Source organism: Verrucomicrobiia bacterium (assembly GCA_035765895.1).
Taxonomy (GTDB): Bacteria; Verrucomicrobiota; Verrucomicrobiia; order Limisphaerales; family DSYF01; genus DSYF01.
Map to the genome: position 1 here is coordinate 1 of DASTWL010000002.1, position 22,130 is coordinate 22,130.

Sequence of the window (22,130 nt, forward strand, 5' to 3'; positions counted from 1 at the left end):
AAATCCACCCTGCTGAACGCGCTCGTTGGGACGAAAGTCTCGATCGTGACACCGCGCCCGCAAACCACCCGCGAGGCCATTCACGGCGTGGTGAACCGGCCGGAGGGGCAGATTGTGTTTGTGGACACGCCGGGATTCTTCAAGACGCACGCGAGCGCCCTGGTGGAAACGCTGCACAAACGCGCCAAGGAAGCGCTGGCTGACGTGGATGTGATCGTGCACGTGGCGGACCCGACCCGGCCGATTGGCGAGGAGGACGAAATTGTCCTCGCGGTTTTGGCGAAGCAATCCAAGCCCAAGATTCTCTGTTTGAACAAGACGGACGTGCCGTATCGGCGTTACCGCAGTCCGTGGTTCATGAAGCAGAACGATTACGCGGCGGTGGTGGAAGTTTCGGCCATTGACCGGCAAAACCTTGCGGCGTTGACCGACGCCATCATCCAGCAACTGCCTGTCGGGCCGGCGTTGTATCCGCCCGAGCAGGTCAGCAATGCCACGCGGGAGTTCACCTTTGCCGAAGTGATTCGCGAGCAGATCTATCTCCAGACCGGCGAAGAGGTGCCTTACCGGACCAGCGTCGAACTGGACGCCATCGAAGAAGCTGTCAGTGAAACCGGAAAGCCGGTTTTACGGGTGAAGGCAACCATCCTCACGCCCAGCGACCGTTACCAACGGATGTTGATTGGCGCCAAGGCCCGCATGGTGAAGTCCCTGCGGCTGGCCGCGCAGCAACAGTTGCGCAAGCTCACGGGCAAGAAGGTGTCACTCGACCTCGAAGTGCTGGTGGACAAAAAGATGTTGAAGTGAGGCGCTGAGCCGGTCGCGCCGGAAAACAAAAAGGCCAGCCCGACGCGGGCTGGCCTTTGTTTGTCGGAAAGGTCTTTCAGTGGCTGCAGCCACAGCCACCATGGCTGTGTTCGTGGCCGTGAGCATGATCATGGTCGTGGTCATGATCGCCACCACAGCAATCGCCGTCGCCGTGACCGCCGCAGCAGCCGCCTTGCTCAAAATCCTCCGCCTTGGGCAACCGGCCCAGTTCGATGGTCTTGGAAACGTAGTCCTGGATCGTGTCGCGCAGCCCGTGCAATTCCTCCTGGGCATCGATGAATCCGCGCGCCACGGGATTGGCGAGCAGGGCATCGCGGCTTTGCTCGAAATCCGTGATTTCCTCACCGCTCAAGGGCAGCGACTGGTGCTGCTTTTCGTGCAGCGCGCGGCCTTTGCGCATGACGGTTTCATACTGGTTGCGCGCGGCTTCGTCGCCCATGAAGGCGTCGATCCGCTGGCGCATCGTGCGCATGGTGGACTGGTTCAGAATGGTCTGGCAAAGGTCCTGGGTTTTTTGCAGGACGACCGGGTCTTGAGCGATGGCTGACATGTTCTTCTTTGGTTTTGGCGGCCCGGTGACGGGGCGAACGAATGCTCCGGCGCGGCCGCGGCGGGATAGTTCCACAGCTTGCCGGCGAATGCAAATGCGCGTTTTGCCGCGCTTGTCGGGCCGGGTTAAATACCTCATTTTCAAGCGGTGCATGCCGCTTCTTCCTCAGCCGCAACCGCCCGTGCCCAAGGAATGCCGGTTTTTCGCGTTGGTCTGAGGCTGATGCTGGCCGGGTGGCTGTTGGTCGGCGTTTGTCCAGGTCCGGTGCATGCCGCCGGGACCAACGCGTTCTTCCGGATTTGCGTGGTCGATTCCGCCACTGGACGGGGCGTGCCGTTGGTGGAGCTGCGAACCGTGAGCCAGGTGCGTTACTACACCGACAGCGCCGGCCTGGTGGCTTTCGCCGAGCCTGGCCTGATGGGGCGCGACGTTTGGTTTCACGTGTGGAGCCACGGCTATGAATTTCCCCGCGACGGCTTTGGCAATGCCGGTGTGCGTTTGCGGCCCGAGCCCGGCGGCCGGGCCGAAATCAAACTGAAGCGGATCAACATTGCCGAACGGCTGTATCGCATCACCGGCGAGGGCATCTACCGCGACACCGTATTGCTGGGCGAACCTGCGCCCATCGCTGAACCGGTCTTGAACGGCGACGTCGTGGGGCAGGATTCATCGGTCCCTGCATTGTATCACGGACACATCTACTGGTTCTGGGGGGACACCTCCCGGGCGGAGTATCCGCTGGGTAATTTTGCCACTGCGGGCGCCACCTCCGAACTGCCGGACCACGGCGGGCTTTCCCCATCGCAGGGCGTCAACCTTCACTATTTCACCGACGCCAACGGTTTCAGCCGCGGCATGGCGCCCGTTGCCGGCGGCGGTCCGGTTTGGATCGAGCAGCCGGTGGTCGTGACGAATGCCGGCCGCGAAGTGATGGTAACGCATTACCGTCGCATGAAAAATCTCGGCACCAAAGTCGAACAGGGATTGATGATTTTCGACGATGCCCGGGAGCAGTTTGTAAAGGTCCGGGAGGAGGACTTGCGGGAAAGCTGGCGGTTCATTGCCGGGCGACCGTTTGAGTGGCGGGACGCGGGCACAAACTATTTTGTTTTCGCCCGTCCGTTCGCCACGGTGCGGGTCAAGGCCGACCTGGCCAGCGTCACGAATCCGGCGAGCTATCAGGCATTCACATGCCTCGCTCCCGACAGCACGCCGGCGCAGCCGCGCATTGGGCGCGACGCGCAGGACCATGTCGTTTGGAACTGGCAGAACAGGCATCCACCATTGACCCAGAAGGCGGAGCGTGAACTCGTTCGGCGCGGGCGGCTGCGGCCCGACGAGGCGCGCTATCAGTTGATCGATGTCGATTCGGGCGACCCGGTCGAAATGCAGCACGCCTCAATTCATTGGAACGCCTTTCGCCAGTGCTGGATTCTGATTGGCGTGCAAATCGGCGGGCGCTCCCATTTGGGCGAAGTCTGGTATGCCGAAGCGACGAGCCCGCTCGGTCCCTGGCGCCAGGCGAAGCGCATCGTGACCCACGAGAAGTATTCGTTCTACAATCCGGCGCAGCTGCCGTTCTTTGATGAGGCCGGCGGCCGTTACGTTTACTTCGAGGGCACTTACAGCCACACCTTCTCCGGCAATGACCAGCCCACGCCGCGCTACGATTACAACCAGCTCATGTATCGCCTCGATCTGGCCGACCCGCGCCTGCGCTTTCCAACGGTTGAACAGGGAAACTCAAATTCCCGTTGAGTTCGCGCGGGTTTGGCGCACCATGCGCGGACCATTCAGGAACGAACACCATGGCGACACTGCAAATCCGACCGGCCGGCTCCTGCGAATACGACGAGCTTTCCCTCGGCGAAATCATGCTGCGCCTTGACCCCGGCGAGGGCCGCATCCGCACCGCGCGCGAATTCCGCGTCTGGGAAGGCGGCGGCGAATACAACGTGGCGCGTGGTCTGCGCCGGTGCTTCGGACTCCGGACGGCCGTGGCGACCGCGTTTGCGGACAACGACGTGGGCCGGCTGCTCGAGGACTTCATCCTGCAGGGCGGGGTGGCCACCGACTTCATCAAATGGCTGCCCTTCGATGGCGTCGGGCGCAGCGTGCGCAACGGCCTCAATTTCACGGAGCGCGGTTTCGGCGTGCGCGGGGCCTTGGGCGTGTCCGACCGCGGGCTCAGCGCGGCGTCACAACTCAAGCCGGGTGATTTCGACTGGGACCACATTTTCGGCACGCTCGGGGTGCGCTGGCTGCACACGGGCGGCATCTTCGCCGCCTTGAGCGACACCACGCCGCAACTCGTGATCGAGTGCGTCAAGAAGGCCAAGGAGCACGGCACCGTGGTCAGTTACGATTTGAACTACCGTCCGTCGCTCTGGAAATCCATTGGCGGCCAGGCGCGCGCGCAGGAGGTGAACAAGGAAATCGCGCGCTACGTGGACGTGATGATCGGCAACGAGGAGGACTTCACCGCCTGTCTTGGCTTTCACGTCGAAGGCGCCGATGAGAATTTGCTGCACATCGACGTGACGGCGTTTCAGCGCATGATTGAAACGGTCATCAAGGAATACCCGAACTTCAAGGCCACCGCCACCACGCTGCGCGCCGCCAAGACCGCGACCGTCAATGATTGGGGCGCGATTGCGTGGCATGACGGCAAATTTTACGAGAGCCGCCCTTATCCGGATCTGGAAATCCTCGACCGCGTCGGCGGTGGCGACAGTTTTGCGTCCGGCTTCATTTACGGGATGATGACCACCGGCCATGCGCAGGCGGCGGTTGACTACGGGGCCGCCCACGGCGCGCTGGCGATGACCACTCCCGGAGACACCAGCATGGCGAACCTCGCCGAGGTTGAGAAGTTGGTGAGGGGCGGCGGGGCGCGCGTGCAGCGTTGACGTTTTCGCGCCGGCATTGCGCCTTGGTTGGAGGAGACGACTTGCGCTGCGCTGGCAGTTGAGGCCGGCGCCACGAACAAATTTCAACTTCACGCGGCGGCGCGCTTTTCCATTTCCGGCGGCGCGTAAAGAAAGCAACCGCAATGCGGGCAGCTGTGAATTTGTTCTGTGGCCCAGTGGATGTGGAGCACTTGCGAAGGGGTCAGCTTAAGGTGGCAATTCCCGCAGGCCCCGGATTCGGTGAGGGCTGCGACGGGCGAGCGGCCGTGGTGAAGCAGATGTTCAAAGTGCCGCCGCAGGTCGGCGGGCAGCCGGTGCCGGACCTTTTTGATTTCCGCTTCCTGAATCCGCTGCAACCGGCGCGGCACGGCGGGTTGCCGGAGCAGGGCTTGCAGTTGAAGCATGTTTTGCAGCGCCTTGTGCATGCCTCACCCTGCCACAACGCCGGCCATCGTGCAGGCTGCGCCGGGCTATGTGCCTGCCCTGCACGCAAATCAGGCGCCAGGGTGGATTACACGTCGCAAATGAGCACGCCCTGCTTGAGCGACGCGAGGGCGTCGGGGCGCCTGGGCACGAACTCCTGGGCCACGTAGCCCTTGTAGCCGGTGTCCACGATGGCCTGCATGATGCGCGGGTAATGCAGTTCCTGGGTCTCGTCAATTTCGCCCCGGCCCGGCACGCCGCCGGTGTGGTAATGGTCGAAGTATTGGTGGTTCTCCCGGATGGTGTCGCACACGTCGCCATCCATGATCTGCATGTGGAAAATGTCGTAGAGCAGCTTGAACCGCTCCGAGCTGATGCGCTTGACCAGTTCCACGCCCCACGCCACATGGTCGCATTGGTAATCCTTGTGGCTGCGCTTGCTGTTCAGCAGTTCCATGCACAAGGTCACCTTCAGCTTTTCCGCGAGCGGCAGGATGCGCTTGAGGCCCGTTTCGCAGTTGTCCAATCCCTTGTCGTCGGCGAGTCCGTCGCGGTTCCCCGAGAAGCAGATCAGCCGTTCGAAACCCGCGTCGGCCGTTTCCTGGAGGCGCTTTTCATAGGCCTGCACCAGCTTGTCGTGATGTTCAATGCGGTTGAACGCCTTGCCGATGCCGCCCAAACCATCGATGACCGGGAAGCTGACCATGGAGCAGGTCAGCCCATGCTTTTTGACCGTGGCGAATTCATCCGGATTGAGCAGGTCGATCGCCACCAGCCCGATTTCCTTGCCCGCCACACACAGGTCGTCGAGCGAAATCTTGCCGTAGCACCAGCGGCACGCGCTGTGATTGATGCGGCCCTTGAGCTTGGTGGGCGCGGGTGATTCGGCCCGGGCCAGTTGGGGCAGGGCGGTGGTGGCGGCGGCCACGGCGGCGCTGCCGGCAATTTTGCGGATGGCGGAGCGGCGGGACATGGTGGATTGCATGGCCAATCCTTTAGCAGGACAGCCGGGGAATGCACGCAAATTGGGCGCGGATGATTCGCCGGCCGTTGCGAAACGGCGGTTGCGACGCCCGCGGTGATTTGCCAAGTTCGGTGGCCGGCCAAAACCTTCCGGACCAGCCGAACTGGGATGCAGACACCGCGAAAATGAAACTTCCAACTACTGTTCTTACGATGGCTATTGGCCTGTTGTGGGCGTGGTCCGCGGCGGCGCAGTCCAATGAAGCCTTGCTCAACAAGCTCGTTGAGAAGGGCATTTTGACCACGGACGAAGCGAAGCAGCTCAAGGCCGAATCAGAGCACCCCGCCGCGACGGCCTTCACCGCCAAGGCGGGCATGCCGCCGTGGGTCACGGCCTTCAAACTCGGTGGCGATTTTCGTGGCCGCTTTGATGACATTCTGCCCGACAATCAGGCGGGCGTTGACCGGTTGCGATGGCGCTACCGGATTCGCTTCGGATTCGTGGCGACGTTGCAGGACGACTTCGAGGTGGGCTTTCGGCTTGCTTCCGGCGACATGGACAGCGCCCTGGCCGCCGGGGCGAGTCCGTTGTCACCCAACCAGACCCTGCAGAACAACGGCTCCAAAAAGGGCGTCCTGATTGACCAGGTTTACGGGCGATGGATGCCCCTGCACACCGGGGCTTGGAAAGGTGACGTGGCGTTTGGGAAGCTGCCCGAGCCCTTTGTATTTTCCGAAATTGGCCTGGGCATCGATCCAGATTACTCGCCCGAGGGTGGTGCGCTGCAGTTGCAATACGAGCTGCGTCAGGGCCAAACCTTGCGCTGGATCAACGGCGGTTTCGTGCTCGATGAGATTTCACTGTCCAGCCACGATCCGTTCCTGCTTGGCAGCCAGTTGCGGTGGGAATCGCAATGGGCTTCGCAGTGGTCGTCGTCCCTGGGGCTGATGGTTTTTTCGTTTGCCAATGTGGACGAATTGAGCAACGGGGCGGTGCCCAACATGAACACGGGCAACTGGCGCGTGCTTCCCGCCGGCAGCGTCAGCGCGGCGGCGGCGGTTCCGCAGTTCAAGTTCAACCCCGTGCTGGCGGATGCCGCAATCACCTGGCGGGCCGCTCAAGTGCCGTGGTCTGCGGGGCCGTTTCCCGTCACGCTGGTGGGCACGTATTTGAACAATCCCGCGGCCCCCGCGAGCGCCGACAACTTCGGCTGGTCGGCGGGACTGGTCCTCGGCCGGACCGGCAAAAAGGGCACATGGGAGCTTTCCTATGAATACAAATGGCTTGGCGCAAATGCCATCTGGGAAGAGGTGGTGGACGACGATTTTGGCGGCTACTGGGCTTCCACGAGCGGATTGAACTTTGGCGTGAACGACGCACCCGGCTACTACACTGGCACCAACGTGCGCGGGCACATCGTGAGGCTGGCCTATTCCCCCTACGATTCTTTGACGCTCAGTGTGAAGTGGTATCTTACCGGCCTCATCAATGAACCGACGGTGAATGGCGGGACCGACCCCGCAAGCCTGGTTAACCGGGTCCAGGTTGACGCGCTCTGGCGGTTTTAGCTTCGTCCAGCGGAGCCGCGCCGGGCCGGAGGCCGCGTGCGGACGACGCGGAACAGCATTGTCCAAGCCAGACTCCGTGAAATCCGGCCAGTGACCGAACTTGATCGCTGCCAATCCGAGATTTTCAAGGCGGGATCCTTGTCACCGAATTGTCACAATGCCGCCGCATGGGTGTAACACGCCCGTCACAGTGTGTCCGTGCAACGCAATACTTGCATGAAACACACCATGACCAAATACACGAAACTCGCACTGACCGCCGCCGGCGTCGCCGCCTCCGTGGCCTGCGCCAACAAGGCAACGGCCCAGTCGGATGACGCGCTGCTCAACAAGCTCGTTCAAAAGGGCATCCTGACCGAGGCCGAAGCCAAGGACTTGAGCAAGGAGAACGACAGGGAGTTTTCCAAGAACCTGTCTGCCAATCTCGGCTTGCCCGCCTGGGTGAGCTCGTTCAAGTTGAACGGCGATTTCCGCGGCCGGCTCGATTACCTCGGCTCGGACAACTCGGCGTTTACGGATCGTTACCGGCTGCGCTACCGCGTGCGCGCGGGCATCACCGCCAAGCTGCAGGATGATTTTGAAGTGGGCCTGACGCTGGGCAGCGGGGATTCCGGCGGCAACGCGCTGTCGAACAACACGACGCTCGAAAACAACGGCACCAAGAAGCCCATCTGGATTGACAAGGCTTACGCGAAATGGACGCCCATTCACGACGGCGAGTGGACCCTCGGCACCACCATCGGCAAGATGGGCAACCCGTTCCAATTGTCGGCCATGGTGTTTGATCCGGATTACACGCCCGAGGGCGGGGCGCTGCAAGCCGGTTACAAGATCAACGACCAGCACTCGCTCCAGTTCAACACGGCCGGCTTCGTGGTGGATGAGCTGGGTGGTTCGTCGCACGATCCCTACCTGCTCGGCGCCCAGGCGTTGTGGAATGCCAGGTGGAGTTCCAAGGTGGACAGCTCTGTGGGCATTGCGGCCTTCGGCCTCGGCAACCGCGCGGGCAATGACGCCGCACTCGCCAACGGCAACACCGGCAACACGCAGAACAACTTCAATCCCTACGTCCTCAGCGGCAGCGCGACCTACAAGCTGGATCATTTCCCGCTTTTCCCGGGTGAATGCCCGATCAAGCTGGCGGGCGAATATATGGACAATCCGGCGGTTTCGAGCAACGGCGAGGGGTATTCGATCGGGGCCACGCTTGGCAAGGCCGGCAAACGCGGCACGTGGGATCTCTCCTACCGCTACCAACGCCTGGAGGCGGATGCCTGGTATGAGGGTTTTGTGGACGACGACAACGTCGCCTACAACGGGGGCATGATTCACGGCACCAACATCAAGGGCCACCTCGTCAAGCTGAACTACGCCCTCACTGATGCGCTGACCTTCACCTTCACCGGCTATTTCAACGATCTCATCAACGCCGGTCCGGCGAACAACGGCGGCACTCACATCATGGCTGATTTGATGTGGAAGTTCTAAAGTTTCTCAACTGTAACCTGAATCCCAAATCATTTGTGGTCTAATCCCACGGACATGAAGAACCTCATGAATACCTCGAAACTGTTTGCATTGGCCGCCGGCGCCCTCGTGGCGTTTGCGGGGCTCACCCAGGCGGCGGAACCGCTGCTCATCAACGGCGCGGGCTCCACCTTCGACCTCCCGGCATTCTCCAAGTGGTTCGACGCCTACGCCAAGCTCGATCCCAACACGCGCTTCAACTACCAGTCCATCGGCTCCGGCGGCGGGCAGCGCCAGTTGCTCAACGAAACGGTGGACTTTGGCGCCTCCGATGCCCCCATGACGGACGAGGCGATGGCCAAGGGGCCGGGCAAAATCCTGCACCTGCCGGTTGTGGCCGGCGGCGTGGCGATCATCTACAACCTGCCCGGGAATCCGAAGCTCAAGCTCGACGGCGCAACGCTCGCGGACATTTTCCTCGGCAAGGTGGCCAAGTGGAACGACGCGCGGATCGCGGCGTTGAACCCGGGCGTGAAGCTGCCCGACATGGAAATCATCGTCGTGCATCGCTCGGACGGCAGCGGCACGACCTTCATCTTCACCGACTACCTCAGCAGCGTCAGTCCGGCGTGGAAATCGCAGGTTGGCAAGGATGTTTCCGTCAAGTGGCCCACCGGGCTGGGCGGCAAAGGCAGCGAAGGCGTGGCGGGCCAGGTCAAGCAACTGCCCGGCGCCATTGGCTACGCGGAACTCGCCTACGCCAACCAGAACAAGATGCCGTATGCCGATGTGAAGAATGCGGCGGGCAGTTTTGTCTCGCCCTCGCCGGAATCCGTCAGCGCCGCGCTCGCCACGGCCACGATTCCCGACGACTTCCGCTTCTCGATGGTCAATCCGCCGGGCGAAAAGGCCTACCCCATCGCCGGCGCCAGCTGGATTCTGGTGTATCAGCATCAGAAGAAGGCCGATCATGGCGAGAAGCTTGCCGGGTTTCTGAAATGGGCCGTGACCGAAGGGCAGAAGCTGTCGGCCCAGCTGGACTACGCGCCGTTGCCGGAAAATGTCCAGCAACGCGTGCTCAAGCTGGTTGGCACAATTAAATACTGACACTTTGTTGGGGCGCCCGTTAACCTCGGGCTGGCGCGGGACGAAGAGCGAACAGTTCCTCCTCGCTCTTCGTCCCCATCATTTTTACGGAAACCGGCGGCCATGCCAGACGTTGCAACAACCGTTCCGAAGTCCGCGCCGGGTGAGCATCACCTGACGCAACACAAGTTCGGCGATCATGCCTTCAAATGGCTGACGCTGTTCATGGCATTGAGCGTGTTCGCCCTGATTGGGCTGATCGGCTACGAACTGGCGCACGGCTCGACGCTCGCCCTGAAGAAATTCGGCTGGCGCTTCCTCGTGAGCAGCGACTGGGATCCCGTCAGCGAACAGTTTGGCGCGCTGCCGTTCATCTTCGGCACGCTGGTGTCGTCGCTCATCGCGCTGGTCATCGCGGTGCCGCTCAGCGTGGCCAGCGCCGTGTTTCTCACCGAAATGGCGCCCCGCTGGTTGCGGCAGCCGCTGACCATCTTCATCGAGCTGTTGTCCGCCGTGCCGAGCGTCATTCTCGGCCTGTGGGGCATCTTCGTCATGGTGCCGTGGCTGCGGGTGCATCTCTTTCCCTGGCTGAAGAGCACGCTCGGTTTTTTGCCGCTGTTTCAAGGGCCGATCTACGGCGTCAGCATGCTGGCGGGCGGCATCATTCTCGCCATCATGATCATTCCCATCATCACGTCCGTCTCGCGCGAGATCATCCGTTCCGTGCCCGGCCTGCAACGCGAGGCGGCCTACGCGCTTGGCGCGACGCGTTGGGAGGTGACGCGCATCGCCGTCCTGAGCTACGCGAAGAAGGGCCTGTTTGGTGCGACGATTCTCGGACTCGGCCGCGCGTTGGGCGAGACGATGGCCGTGACGATGGTCATCGGCAACCGCCCGGAAATCGCCAAGTCCCTGTTCGCACCGGGCTACACGCTGGCCAGCGTGGTGGCGAACGAATTCACCGAGGCCACCACGGACCTCTACCTGCACGCGCTGTTTGAACTCGGGCTCGTGCTGCTGGGCGTGACCATTCTCGTCAACGCGCTGGCGCAGCTCCTTTTGAAAACCTTGGGCGGTCCGGGGGTGAAGGGACAACGCTAGTCATGAACGCGCCGAACCATCGCTGGCGGAAGTTCAAGAACGTCCTCATGCAGATCGTCACGCTGGCCTGTGCGCTGCTGGTGATTGCGCCGCTTTGCCTGCTGTTCTATCACCTGGTCAAATCGGGTTTCAGCGCGCTGAACTGGGCCTTCTTCACGCAACTGCCCAAGCCGGTCGGTGAACCGGGGGGCGGCATGGCCAACGCGATTGTCGGCACGTTCATCCTGCTCGGGCTGGCTGCGACGATCGGGGTTCCGGTCGGCGTGCTGGGCGGCGTTTATCTTTCCGAATATGGCTCGAACCGCTTGAACCGCTGGATCCGCTTTGGCGCCGATGTGTTGAACGGCGTGCCCTCAATCACGTGGGGCATGGTGGTCTATGCGCTGATGGTCGTGCCGATGAAGGGATTCTCCGCCTGGGCCGGCGGCATCGTGCTGGGCATGATGATGGTTCCGCTCATCATGCGCACCACGGAGGAGGTGCTGCAGCTGGTGCCCAACGGCTATCGGGAGGCGTCCCTCGCGCTGGGCATCGCCCAATGGCGCACCATCGTCCAGATCGTCGTCCGCACCGCGCTCAAGGGCATTGTTACCGGGGTCCTGCTCGCGCTGGCCCGCGTGGCCGGTGAAACCGCGCCGCTGCTCTTCACGGCGTTTGGCAACCGCTACTGGAACCACAACCTTTCCGATCCCATCGCCGCGGTGCCGTTGCAGATTTTCAACTACGCCATTTCGCCCTACGAAGACTGGCACCGGCAGGCGTGGGCGGGCGCCCTCGTGCTGCTGCTGCTCATCACTTTCATCAACGTGAGCGTTCGCGTCTTGACCCGCGACCGTCTTGCGCAAAAAAATCACTAAGCATGCCGACTCCCTTCGTTGCCGAACCGCCCCAGCCGAATCCGCCCGCGCCGGCGAACGCGCCCGTTCCGCCGCGCGCCGAGCCGGCCGCGCCCGCCGGCATCCAGGCCGGAACCGCGTCGCCTGAACTGGCGCTCACGGTCAAGAACCTGAGCATTTTCTTCGGCGCCAACCAGGTGTTGAAAAACATTTCCATCAACATCCAGGCGCGTGCCGTGACGGCCATCATCGGCCCCAGCGGCTGCGGCAAATCCACCTTCCTGCGCTCGCTCAACCGCATGCACGAACTCGTTCCCGAGGCGCGCATGGAGGGCGAAATCCGCCTGTTCGGCCACGACATTTACAGCCACCAAGTTGATCCGGTGGTGGTTCGCCGCCGCGTCGGCATGGTGTTCCAGAAGTCCAACCCGTTCCCGACCATGTCCATCGCGGACAACGTCACGGTCGGGCTCCGGCTCAACGGCGTTCGCAACCGCAAGCTGCTCGTCGAACGCACGGAACAGGCGCTGCGCATGGGCGCCCTGTGGGACGAGGTCAAGGACCGCCTGAATGCGCCCGCCATCAGCCTTTCGGGCGGTCAGCAGCAACGCCTGTGCATTGCCCGCGCACTGGCGGTGCAGCCGGAAGTATTGTTGATGGACGAGCCCGCGTCGGCGCTCGACCCGATTGCCACTTCCCGCATCGAGGAACTGATCCTCGAATTGAAACAAAACCTCACCGTCGTCATCGTCACCCACAACATGCAGCAGGCGGCGCGCATGTCGGACTTTACGGCGTTCTTCTATCTCGGCTCGCTGGTGGAATTCAACACGACCGAAAAGATTTTCACCGCGCCGGCCAACAAGCAGACCGAGGATTACGTCACCGGCCGCTTCGGTTGATTTCATTTTGTCCATGCAAACGCATCACGAGAAGGAACTGTCCGACCTCAAGGACCGGCTGCTCATCATGGCCAGCCACGCGGAAATGGCCGTCACGCAGGCTGTCGAGGCCGTGGTCAACCGCGACGAGGCGCTCGCCCGCAAGGTCCGCGCCGACGACGAGACGCTGGACCGTTTCGAGGTGGAACTCGACGACATGGCCGTGCACCTCCTGGCCAAGGCGCCGCTGGCCACCGAACTCCGGCTCGTGCTCATGGTGATGAAAATGTCCCAGAACCTGGAGCGCATCGGCGACGAGGCCTCGAAGATTGCCAACCGTGCCCGCGACCTCGCCCAGGAACCGCCGCTCAAGGTGAACGTGGACATTCCGCGCCTCGCCCGGCTCGTCCTCGACATGTTGAAGGGCGCCCTCGACGCCTTTGTCCGCCGCGATGCCGAGGCCGCGCGCGCCTTGATCCCGCGCGACAAGGAGGTCGATGCCCTCAACAAGCAGTTCCAGAACGACTTGATCGCCCTCATGGCCGAGAATCCGGAGAACATCCGGCGTGCGCTCTGGCTGACTGTTGTCTCCAAGAGCCTCGAACGCATTGCCGACCACGCCAAGAACGTGGCGGAAGACGTCGTATATCTCTGCGAGGCGCTCGACATCCGGCACAGTGGCAAGTCGGCGCCGACGGCCGCCTAGCGCCCGCAGAACACCCGGCCTTGCCGTTGCGACCCGCGCCTCCGTGCGGCCAGCCGCTTGACGGAAACTGGCCCCGGCGGGGGGGAATCCCAATTGCTTCAACCGCGGCCCTTGACGTGCCCTCCCTCCATGCTTAAATACATTTCGATGTTTGGCGAAATGTAGAAATGAAAGAATTCCTGAACCTGACCCGTGCGCTGGCGGACGAAAACCGTCTTCGCCTGCTGCTGGCGCTGCGCGGCGGCGAGTTGTGCGCCTGCCAGCTCACCGAACTGCTGGGGCTTGCGCCGTCCACCGTCTCCAAACATTTGTTCCTGCTCAAGCACGCCGGCCTTGTGGAATCGCGCAAGCAGGGGCGCTGGATTTACTTCCAGCTCACCGGCAAAGGCGCGCCGGTGGCGGTGCGCGAGGCGATGGACTGGGTCAACAAATCCCTCGGACGGTCATCCGCCGCGCTCACCGATGCCGGGCGGTTGAGGCAAATTTTGAAAGAGGATCCGAGCGAACTTTGCAAACGATTATGCCAAAACTGAAGGTTCTCTTTCTCTGCACCGGCAACTCCTGCCGCAGTCAGATGGCCGAAGGCTGGGCGCGGCATCTGAAGGGTGACGTGATCGAGGCGTATTCCGCCGGCATCGAGAAGCACGGCATGAATCCGCACGCGCTCAAGGTCATGGCCGAGGCGGGCGTGGACATCTCGAAGCAGTTTTCCAAGGCGCCGTCGGATCTCGGGCCGGTGGAGTTTGATTATATCGTCACCGTGTGCGGCCACGCGGATGAGAATTGCCCCGTGTTCCCCGCGAAGTCGAAGGTGGTGCACGTCGGCTTCGAGGATCCCCCCAAGCTCACGAAGCATCTCCCGGATGGCGAGGAGAAGCTGGCGGTGTATCGAAGGGTGCGGGACGAAATCCGGCGGTTTGTGGAGACGTTGCCCGGGGTGTTGCAAAACCGGTAGCGAGACGGGCGCCCGGCGATGGATGAACAACAATCGAAGAGCAAAGTTATGATCGAAACTCAATCTGAAGAAATTAGAAAGCTGGTGCGCGAGGGCTACGCGAAGATTGCGGAGGAAACCGCGAACGGTGGTTGCGGATCAGGCGTTTCATGCTGCGGTTCGGCACCGCAGGACGCGAACAAACTGGCCAGCAAACTCGGTTACACAGTGGCTGAGCTGCAGGCGTTGCCCGAGGGCGCGAACATGGGCCTCTCGTGCGGCAATCCCGCCGCGCTCGCGGCGCTGAAGCCGGGCGAAACCGTCCTCGACCTCGGCAGCGGCGGTGGCTTCGACGTGTTCATCGCCGGGCGCAAGGTTGGCGCAACCGGTCGCGCCATCGGCGTGGACATGACGCCTGCGATGTTGTCCAAGGCACGCACGAATGCGGCGCAATACCGCGCGACGACGGGTTTGGACAACGTCGAGTTCCGGCTCGGCGAAATCGAGCATCTGCCCGTGGCGGACAATGCGGTGGACGCCATTATCTCGAACTGCGTGATTAATCTTTCGCCCGACAAGCCGCAGGTCTGGCGCGAAATGGCGCGCGTGCTCAAGCCGGGCGGACGCGTGGCGGTGTCGGACATGGCGCTGCTCAAGCCGTTGCCGTCGGAGGTGCTGAAGCTCGTCGAGGCGCTCGTCGGTTGCGTGGCCGGGGCGGTGCTGGTCACGGACACGGAGCGATTCGCACGTGAGGCCGGACTGGAGAACGTCGCCGTGCGCGTGAAATCCGAATACGTGGTGGCGATGGAGCATTTTGAAGATCCGCTTTATCAGAAGATCACGGCGGCGCTGCCGGCGGGCGCGAAGCCGGAGGACTACGTCGCAAGCGTGGAAATCACCGCGTGCAAACCCGGCGGTCAGGATTGCTGCGGCACCGAGTGCTGCGACGGAACACGGAACACGTAGCACGGGCGTGACAGGATCAAGATTTCAATCAGGACCAAGATGAAGGGCGAAAACGACACCCCGCACTCTGCGCCGTCCAAGCGTCTCGCCTTCTTCGAGCGTTACCTCACCGGCTGGGTGTTCGCCTGCATGGTAGTGGGCGTGGCGCTGGGCAAACTCGCGCCAGGACTCACGACGAGCCTGAGCAAGCTGGAGTTCGGCGAAGGCTCGCAGGTCAACGTCGCCATCGCGGTGCTCATCTGGTTGATGATTTACCCAATGATGCTCAAGGTGGACTTCGGTGCGATTGGCGGCGTGGCGCGGCGGCCCAAGGGACTTGGCGTGACGCTGTTTGTGAACTGGCTGGTGAAGCCGTTCAGCATGGCATTGCTCGGCTGGCTGTTCATGCAACACGTCTTTGCCACGTGGATCACGCCCGAGGCGGCGCGCGAATACACCGCCGGCCTTATCATCCTCGCCGCGGCACCCTGCACGGCGATGGTGTTCGTCTGGAGCTATCTCACCGACGGCGACCCGGCCTACACGCTCGTGCAGGTCGCCGTGAACGACCTCATCATGCTCTTCGCCTTCGCGCCCATCGTAATGTTTCTCTGCGGCGTGGCGAACGTCGTCGTGCCGTCGAACGTGCTCATCACGTCCGTCGTGGTGTTCATCGTGATTCCTCTGGCGGCGGGCTGGCTGACGCGGACGGCGCTGCTGAAGTCGCATGGCAGGGAGTGGTTCGAGCAGAAGTTCCTGCCAAAGTTTCACCCGGTGACGATTGGCGCGCTGCTGCTGACGCTGGTGCTGATCTTTGCGTTCCAGGCGGAGAATCTGACCTCGCGCTGGTTCGCCGTGTTGCTGCTGGCCGTGCCGATCACGTTGCAGGTCTATTTCAATTCGTCGCTCGCCTACCTGCTGATGCGCTGGCTCAAGGTGCCGCACAACGTCGCCTCGCCCGGCGCGCTCATCGGCGCGAGCAACTTCTTCGAACTGGCGGTGGCGGTGGCCATCACGTTGTTCGGCCCCGGCTCCGGCGCCGCGCTGGCCACGGTGGTCGGCGTGCTCGTCGAAGTGCCCGTGATGCTCTCCGTCTGCAAGATTTGCAACCAATCCCGTGGTTGGTATCAGCGGCAGGAGCAAGCGTAGCCGCGTGGAAACCCGGCGTCGCCCGGCAGTGTTGCGAACGGCATTTCACTCCCCGCTTTCAATGTCGGGAGAACCATCGCACAGTGCGGCCCAACATGAATGACATTGAATCAAGGGTGCTCCGCCTCATCGCGGAGCGGAATTACGTCCCGCTGAACGTCCCGGAACTTTTGCGGGCACTGCGCCTGCCGCCCAGTCGCCAGCAGGAGTTGCAGCGCGGGCTGCGTGGCCTGGAGCAAGCCGGCCACGTCGCCCGCATCAAGGGCAACCGCTACATCCAGCCGCGCGAGGCGGATCTGATTCCCGGACGGATTCGCATGAACCGCCAGGGCAAGGGTTTTCTCGATCCGGACGATCCGGGTCTGAAGGAGATTGCCATTCCGGAAAGTGCCACGGGAACGGCCCTGCATGAAGACCGTGTGCTGGTGCGGCGGGATGTTCGCGCCAAGGGCCTGCGTGCGGATGCCGCGGAGCAGGCCACGGGCGCGGTGGTGCGCATTCTCGAACGCCGCCGCACGCAGATCGTCGGCACCCTGCAACGCGGGCGGCAGTTTCTCTACGTCATTCCCGATGACCCGCGCATTCCGCACGACGTTTATGTGCCCGAGCCGCGCGACCAGGGCCGCCCCGCGCGCGTGGGCGACAAGGTCGTGGTCGAGCTGAAGGACTGGGAATCGCGCCACACGAATCCCGAGGGTGAGATCATCGAGGTTCTCGGCGCGCCGGATGCCGAGGGGGTGGACATGCTTTCGGTGCTGCGCCAATACGAATTGCCGCTGCATTTCCCCAAGGCCGTCCTGCACGAGGCGCACGCCATCGGCAACGCCGTGCTGCCGCGCGATCTGCATGGCCGCGTGGATTGCCGCCGGCACCGCGTCATCACGATTGATCCCGATGACGCGAAGGACTTCGACGACGCCATCTGTCTGGAGCGCGCGGAGAACGGTCACTGGCGGCTGTGGGTGCACATTGCCGACGTGTCGCATTACGTAAAGCCGGGCACGGCGCTTGACACGGAGGCCCGCAAACGAGGCAACTCAACCTACCTCGTGGACCGCGTCATCCCGATGCTGCCGGAGGCGTTGAGCAACGAACTCTGCTCGCTCAAGCCGAACGTGGATCGCCTGACCAAGTGTGTCGAGTTTCTGATCGCATCCGACGGGCGCGTGCTGAACACGAAGTTCCATGCCGCCGTGATTCATTCGCAACGGCGGTTCACCTATCAGGAGGCGCTGGCCATTCTGCAACGCAAGCCCGCGTCTGATCCCATCGAGCAGATGCTGCATCAGACGCATGAACTGGCGCAGCGCATCCGAAAGCTGCGCTTCCGGAACGGCTCGCTGGATCTGGACTTTCCGGAAACGAAAATCCGGCTCGACGAACGCGGCCGCATCCGGCGCATCGAGAAGACGGTGAACGACGTGTCGCATCAGCTGATCGAGGAGTGCATGTTGCTCGCGAATGAAGCGGTGGCGGCGCGGTTGATGCAGTTGGGCCGGCCCGCCGTGTATCGCATTCACGAAGCGCCCGACGAACGGCGGCTGCAGGAGTATCGCGAGGAGGTGTTGAGCCACAACGTGCCGTGCGGCAACCTCCGCCAGCCCGCCGAGGTGCAGAGGCTGTTGCAACGGCTCGGCACGCTGCCCATCGGCCAGGCGCTCAAGATCGGCTTCCTCAAGTCGCTCATGCGGGCGCGTTACGCCGTCGAGCCGCTCGGCCACTACGGGCTGGCGAAGAAGAAATACACGCACTTCACCTCGCCGATCCGCCGCTACGCGGACCTCGTGGTGCATCGCGCGTTGTTCGATCAGAAGGCCGCCGCGCCGGCTGCGCTCAAGCAGACCGCCGAGCACATCTCGGTCACCGAACGCAACTCGGCCGACGCCGAACGCGACAGCAAGGATGTGAAGCTCTTTGCGTTCCTGAATGCACAATTGAAGTCGGGCCGGCCGGAGCAATATCCCGCGCTGGTGACGGACGTGCGCAACTTTGGTTTCTTTGTCGATGTGCCCGGCCTGGCGATGAGCGGCGTGGTGCCCCTGTCCACAGTCGAGGATGATTTTTTTGTATTCGACCAGCGCCGGAATCAGCTTGTCGGCCGCCGCACGCGCCGGGTGATCCGGCTTGGCGACAAGGTGACCGTGCAGGTGGCGAAGGTGGACCGCTTCAAGAAGCAGGTGGACTTCCGGCTGGCGCCGACGGCGCGGACACCCATCCGCGCCAGCCAAACACTCCGCCGCGCGCCGCACCGGCCGGGCGCCAAACCGGTGGCGTCGAGGCCGGCCTTTACGCCCCGGCCCGCCGGGAAGCGGACGTCGTCAGGGCGGCCGCGCCGATTGCGGTAGGCGCAGCAGCCAAACCATTGGTTGCGTCCTCGTCCTGCCGGCGGTGGGTGGCCGGCCCGCTGCGCGCCGTAACGAAACCGTCACCTCGTTTTTGCTGACGCGCCTGCGCGTTGTAACGCAGGCGTTGCACCCTCGCCATTGTGAGTCAGGAGTGGCCATTGATGCTTGCCGAGGAGGTGCTTGCCCCGGGCGAAGAACGCGAGTTTGTCGCGGGGGGATGGCGATTCATTTTGGTTGAGGAGGGCGTGTTGTATTGGCTGGGGCGTCCGCGGGCGCGGGAGGTTGTCAGGCACGAATTGTTGGTCGCAGCGCCGGGCACGGCGGGCAGCGTGCGTGCCAGCCAGATCAACGGCGCCCGCGTGCGGCGGTTCAGCGCCAATTTGGGGGCGTTGCTGGGCGTTTTCAGTCTGGCGGAGCGCGACGCGTTGCGCCGGCTGGAAGCGCCCGATGCGTTTGGGGTCGAAGTGCTCCCCGCCACGCACGCGGCCGCCCACCGACTCGCCCAACTGGGCGTTTCCGAAACGCTGCCCCAGCGGGCCTTGGGGCGGGGCGAACTGCTGCACGTCGCACTGCTGGCGCTGGCGGATGACATCAGGCGGGCCGACGAATCCCGGCCGGGCATTTCCACGGCGGAGCGGCGTTTGCGGGAGCTGATGCTGAACGCGCCGGATGCCGATCTGTTGGCGCGCTCGCCCGAGGACATCGCGGCGATGTGCGGCTGCAGCGTGCGCCATCTGCGCCGGCTCTTGCGAACGGCGTTCCAATTCAACCTGCGTCTGGCGCGGGAAGAAGTGCGGCTGCACAAGGCGCGCGAGCTGGTCGAGCAAACCGGCATTCGCATCGCCGACGTGGCGCGCAGCGTTGGTTACCGGCATGTGGGACAATTCAACGCCTCCTTCAAGCGCATGTTTGGCCACACGCCTTCGGAATGCCGGTTACGGCGGGCCGCGTCGCTGACGGCAGCGGTTCCTGATTCGGCGGGCCGGCTGGGCAAGCTGTCGTCGCCGGAGGAGCAGGAACCGTAACGCAGCCGGGCACTATTCACCCTCGGTGGCGAGGCCCACTTTGGTGATATCGAGCTGCTGCAACACGTCCAGCACGCTGATCATGCTCTGATAATCCACGTCATCCGAACCTTTCACCACGACCCGCACATCCGGATCGCCGGCCTTGAGTTGCTGCAGATCACTCTTCAATGCCGGAATCGTCACGGGCTGGTCGTTCAGAAACGTCTGGCCCGCGGCGTCCACGCTGATGCGGTTGATTTTTGGTTTCGGCTGCCGGGTGGGCGGCGGCGGTTTGCCGGAGGGCAGGGTCATCTCCAGGTTGTTCATCATCTGCGGCGTGGTGATGATGAAAATGACCAGCAGCACGAACACCAGGTCGAGCAGCGGCGTGATGTTCAGCTCGTTGAGCGTGCCGTGATGAGACTGGGAGGTTTTTTTCACGCGGTCAGTCGATCGGGGCTGTGGCGAGTTCCTGCACGTCGAAGCGCACGACGAAGTGGGGCGGGAAATTCGTCGGCGGCGGGCGCTCCATTTTGGTTATTGCGGCGACAGCCTCGCGCACGGACGCATCCCAGCGCGGGTTGCCCGAGCCCTTGAGCCACTCGGGATGGCTGATCCGGCCGTCGGGCCCGATGGAAACGCGCACCTCGGCCACGAAGCGGGCGTCGTCGATGTTTTCAGGCTTGTCCCAGCGGCTGGTGAAGGCGTATTGCAGCAGGCCGCGATAGATTTCAACAGGATTGGAACTCGTCTCCACGGTTTTGCCCCCGGCGAACTCAAACGCCGGCAGGTCCGCAGCGGGCGGTGCGACGGCCGGCGGCGCCACGGGGGCGGGCGGCGCCGTGACCTTCGGCGCCTCCACCAGTTTGGGGGCTTCCACCTTCGGGGTTGGTTTGGGCGTTTCGACTTTCGGCGGCTCCGTCTTGGGCTTGTCGGGCTCCTTGGGTTTCTCGGGCGGTTTTTCCTTCACCATTTCCACCGCGATTTTCTTCATCTGTTTGCCCAGCAGGCCGCCGCGCGCCGCGAGGTAAAGGCCCAAGGCCACGATGAGCCCGTGAAAGGTCAACGAGATGAGCAGGTTGACCTTGGACGAATTGCGGGCGGTGCGTTTCCGGGTTTGCGGAACCATGTTACTTGATCGGGTCGGTGGCGAGGTCAACCTTGGGCACGTTCGCCTGCTGGCAAACGTCGAGCACGGCGCGGATCTGGCGATACTTGGTGTGACTGTCGCCGCGCACGATGACGTTCAGGTCCGGATCATCCATCCGCAGGGCCACCAGCGTGTTCAACATTTCCCGGGCATCGGCCACGCGCTGCTTGTTGAGAAACAGCGCGCCATCCGCCCGGACCGTGATGTAGTTCGCCTTGTGCGGCGGGTCCTTCAACCGTTTGGCGGCGCTGGGCAGCTTCAAATCCAGATCATTCACGGGCGGCGCCGTCGTGATGATGAAGATGACCAGCAGCACGAAGGCGAGGTCGAGCAACGGAGTGATGTTCAACTCCGTCACCGAATGATGCGCCGAATGGGAGCACTTTTTCATGCTCCCACGAGCGCGGCTTCACGTTTTTCCAGCGTGTGAATGAGCTGGCGGGCGAACGCCTCGTTGGCGCTGCGCAATTCCTCGGCGAGCGGGCGGTGGTCCACATAGACGTGCTCGACCTGGTTCGCGTAACGGCTGGCGAAGCCGTCAAGTTCCTGCGTGATGTGCCGGATGGTGGTGACCATGAAGTTGTAGGCGAACATGGCAGGAATCGCGACGAGCAGGCCCGTGACCGTGGCCACCAGTGCCGCGGCAACGCCGGGTGCCATGGCCGTCAAGCTGGCCGAATGGCTCTCCGCGATGCCGGCAAAGGTGGACATGACGCCCCACACCGTGCCGAGCAGGCCGATGAATGGCCCGCCCGCCACGGCGGTGGACAGCACGATCATGCCTTTTTCCAGGGCCATCGCCTGTTCCCCGGCGGCTTCCTCCATGACGACCTTTACGGCTTCGAACGAGCCCTGGTTGATTTTGACCCGGTTGGCCCGGGCCAGATGCTCCGTGGCGCCGTGCTGGCTGGCGTGGGCGGAGTGCACGGCGGGCCGCGTTTCGACGGGGTTGTTCTTCAAGTGATAGCCCAGCTCATCCGCGCCGCGGATGTAAAGCTGGTAGGCGGGCGCGCCTTCAAACGCTTCGCCCTTGCGTTGCACGTCCAGCGGGTCATGCGTCGCATTGTAAGCGGCCATGAATTTTTTGGTCGCTTTCCGGGCAATGTGAATTTGCCGGTATTTGGTCAGGATGACCGTCCAGCTGAACAGCGACAGGGCGAACAGCACACCAACGGTGATCAGGCCTTCGGTCGTGGCGTTCTTGATGGCATAGACCGCCGCGTTCGAGGCGAACAAGGGGTGGAAGAATTCAGGGTTCATAAGCGGTGCAACATTCCGGTC

Annotated in this window: 23 protein-coding genes; 16 read left to right on the top strand and 7 right to left on the bottom strand. The window is 63.0% G+C overall.

The window, feature by feature from the left end; all coding sequences use genetic code 11:
• On the top strand, nt 1-807 hold an 807-nt coding region (gene era / locus VFV96_00025; GenBank protein HEU5068783.1), incomplete at its 5' end, for a GTPase Era.
• Between the two features lie 76 nt (nt 808-883).
• Here era and VFV96_00030 read toward each other — a convergent pair.
• Nucleotides 884-1,378: a YlbF family regulator gene (locus VFV96_00030; GenBank protein ID HEU5068784.1), complete on the bottom strand. Its 495-nt coding sequence runs from the start codon at nt 1,376-1,378 to the stop codon at nt 884-886.
• Between the two features lie 303 nt (nt 1,379-1,681).
• On the opposite strand from VFV96_00030, the gene VFV96_00035 reads away from it, so the two are divergent.
• Nucleotides 1,682-3,136, top strand: coding sequence for a hypothetical protein (locus VFV96_00035; GenBank protein ID HEU5068785.1), 1,455 nt, complete (start codon nt 1,682-1,684; stop codon nt 3,134-3,136).
• A 50-nt stretch (nt 3,137-3,186) separates the two neighbouring features.
• Nucleotides 3,187-4,287 (top strand): sugar kinase, encoded by a 1,101-nt coding sequence (locus VFV96_00040; protein HEU5068786.1) that lies wholly within the window; start codon nt 3,187-3,189, stop codon nt 4,285-4,287.
• An 89-nt stretch (nt 4,288-4,376) separates the two neighbouring features.
• Here VFV96_00040 and VFV96_00045 read toward each other — a convergent pair whose 3' ends face one another.
• Nucleotides 4,377-4,691: a C4-type zinc ribbon domain-containing protein gene (locus VFV96_00045; GenBank protein ID HEU5068787.1), complete on the bottom strand. Its 315-nt coding sequence runs from the start codon at nt 4,689-4,691 to the stop codon at nt 4,377-4,379.
• Between the two features lie 107 nt (nt 4,692-4,798).
• Entirely contained in the window at nt 4,799-5,695 is an 897-nt protein-coding gene (locus VFV96_00050; GenBank protein HEU5068788.1) for a TIM barrel protein, read from the bottom strand.
• A 164-nt stretch (nt 5,696-5,859) separates the two neighbouring features.
• On the opposite strand from VFV96_00050, the gene VFV96_00055 reads away from it, so the two are divergent.
• From VFV96_00055 to VFV96_00115, 13 genes are all read left to right on the top strand, one after another.
• A complete protein-coding gene (locus VFV96_00055; GenBank protein HEU5068789.1) occupies nt 5,860-7,242 on the top strand; it encodes a putative porin in 1,383 nt (460 codons plus the stop codon).
• Between the two features lie 216 nt (nt 7,243-7,458).
• A complete protein-coding gene (locus VFV96_00060; GenBank protein HEU5068790.1) occupies nt 7,459-8,730 on the top strand; it encodes a putative porin in 1,272 nt (423 codons plus the stop codon).
• Between the two features lie 66 nt (nt 8,731-8,796).
• Nucleotides 8,797-9,816 (top strand): phosphate ABC transporter substrate-binding protein PstS, encoded by a 1,020-nt coding sequence (pstS, locus tag VFV96_00065; GenBank protein HEU5068791.1) that lies wholly within the window; start codon nt 8,797-8,799, stop codon nt 9,814-9,816.
• Between the two features lie 102 nt (nt 9,817-9,918).
• Entirely contained in the window at nt 9,919-10,896 is a 978-nt protein-coding gene (gene pstC / locus VFV96_00070; GenBank protein HEU5068792.1) for a phosphate ABC transporter permease subunit PstC, read from the top strand.
• A 2-nt stretch (nt 10,897-10,898) separates the two neighbouring features.
• Nucleotides 10,899-11,753, top strand: coding sequence for a phosphate ABC transporter permease PstA (pstA, locus tag VFV96_00075; GenBank protein HEU5068793.1), 855 nt, complete (start codon nt 10,899-10,901; stop codon nt 11,751-11,753).
• 2 nt (nt 11,754-11,755) lie between these two features.
• On the top strand, nt 11,756-12,634 hold the full coding sequence (gene pstB, locus VFV96_00080; protein HEU5068794.1) for a phosphate ABC transporter ATP-binding protein PstB: 879 nt from the start codon (nt 11,756-11,758) through the stop codon (nt 12,632-12,634).
• Between the two features lie 13 nt (nt 12,635-12,647).
• The gene (gene phoU / locus VFV96_00085) at nt 12,648-13,319 is read left to right on the top strand and encodes a phosphate signaling complex protein PhoU (protein HEU5068795.1); all 672 of its coding nucleotides are present in this window, start codon (nt 12,648-12,650) and stop codon (nt 13,317-13,319) included.
• A 167-nt stretch (nt 13,320-13,486) separates the two neighbouring features.
• The gene (locus VFV96_00090; protein HEU5068796.1) at nt 13,487-13,852 is read left to right on the top strand and encodes a metalloregulator ArsR/SmtB family transcription factor; all 366 of its coding nucleotides are present in this window, start codon (nt 13,487-13,489) and stop codon (nt 13,850-13,852) included.
• A complete protein-coding gene (locus tag VFV96_00095) occupies nt 13,840-14,274 on the top strand; it encodes an arsenate reductase ArsC (GenBank protein ID HEU5068797.1) in 435 nt (144 codons plus the stop codon). The genes VFV96_00090 and VFV96_00095 overlap by 13 nt, the downstream gene beginning before the upstream one ends.
• Before the next feature lie 48 nt (nt 14,275-14,322).
• Entirely contained in the window at nt 14,323-15,219 is an 897-nt protein-coding gene (arsM, locus tag VFV96_00100; GenBank protein HEU5068798.1) for an arsenite methyltransferase, read from the top strand.
• A 39-nt stretch (nt 15,220-15,258) separates the two neighbouring features.
• Nucleotides 15,259-16,347, top strand: coding sequence for an ACR3 family arsenite efflux transporter (gene arsB / locus VFV96_00105; protein ID HEU5068799.1), 1,089 nt, complete (start codon nt 15,259-15,261; stop codon nt 16,345-16,347).
• 95 nt (nt 16,348-16,442) lie between these two features.
• Nucleotides 16,443-18,692: a ribonuclease R gene (gene rnr / locus VFV96_00110; protein HEU5068800.1), complete on the top strand. Its 2,250-nt coding sequence runs from the start codon at nt 16,443-16,445 to the stop codon at nt 18,690-18,692.
• A gap of 140 nt (nt 18,693-18,832) precedes the next feature.
• Entirely contained in the window at nt 18,833-19,717 is an 885-nt protein-coding gene (locus tag VFV96_00115; protein ID HEU5068801.1) for a helix-turn-helix domain-containing protein, read from the top strand.
• 12 nt (nt 19,718-19,729) lie between these two features.
• Here VFV96_00115 and VFV96_00120 read toward each other — a convergent pair whose 3' ends face one another.
• From VFV96_00120 to VFV96_00135, 4 genes are read right to left on the bottom strand one after another with little or no spacing between them, the layout of a single operon-like run.
• A complete protein-coding gene (locus VFV96_00120; GenBank protein ID HEU5068802.1) occupies nt 19,730-20,140 on the bottom strand; it encodes a biopolymer transporter ExbD in 411 nt (136 codons plus the stop codon).
• A 4-nt stretch (nt 20,141-20,144) separates the two neighbouring features.
• Complete coding sequence (locus tag VFV96_00125; GenBank protein ID HEU5068803.1) at nt 20,145-20,828, bottom strand: cell envelope integrity protein TolA; 684 nt, start codon at nt 20,826-20,828, stop codon at nt 20,145-20,147.
• Between the two features lies 1 nt (nt 20,829).
• Nucleotides 20,830-21,240 carry a biopolymer transporter ExbD gene (locus VFV96_00130; GenBank protein ID HEU5068804.1) on the bottom strand — a complete coding sequence of 137 codons (411 nt, stop codon included), beginning with the start codon at nt 21,238-21,240 and terminating at the stop codon, nt 20,830-20,832.
• Nucleotides 21,237-22,109: a MotA/TolQ/ExbB proton channel family protein gene (locus VFV96_00135; protein HEU5068805.1), complete on the bottom strand. Its 873-nt coding sequence runs from the start codon at nt 22,107-22,109 to the stop codon at nt 21,237-21,239. Before VFV96_00135 ends, VFV96_00130 begins: the two co-directional genes overlap by 4 nt.
• Between the last annotated feature and the right edge of the window lie 21 nt (nt 22,110-22,130).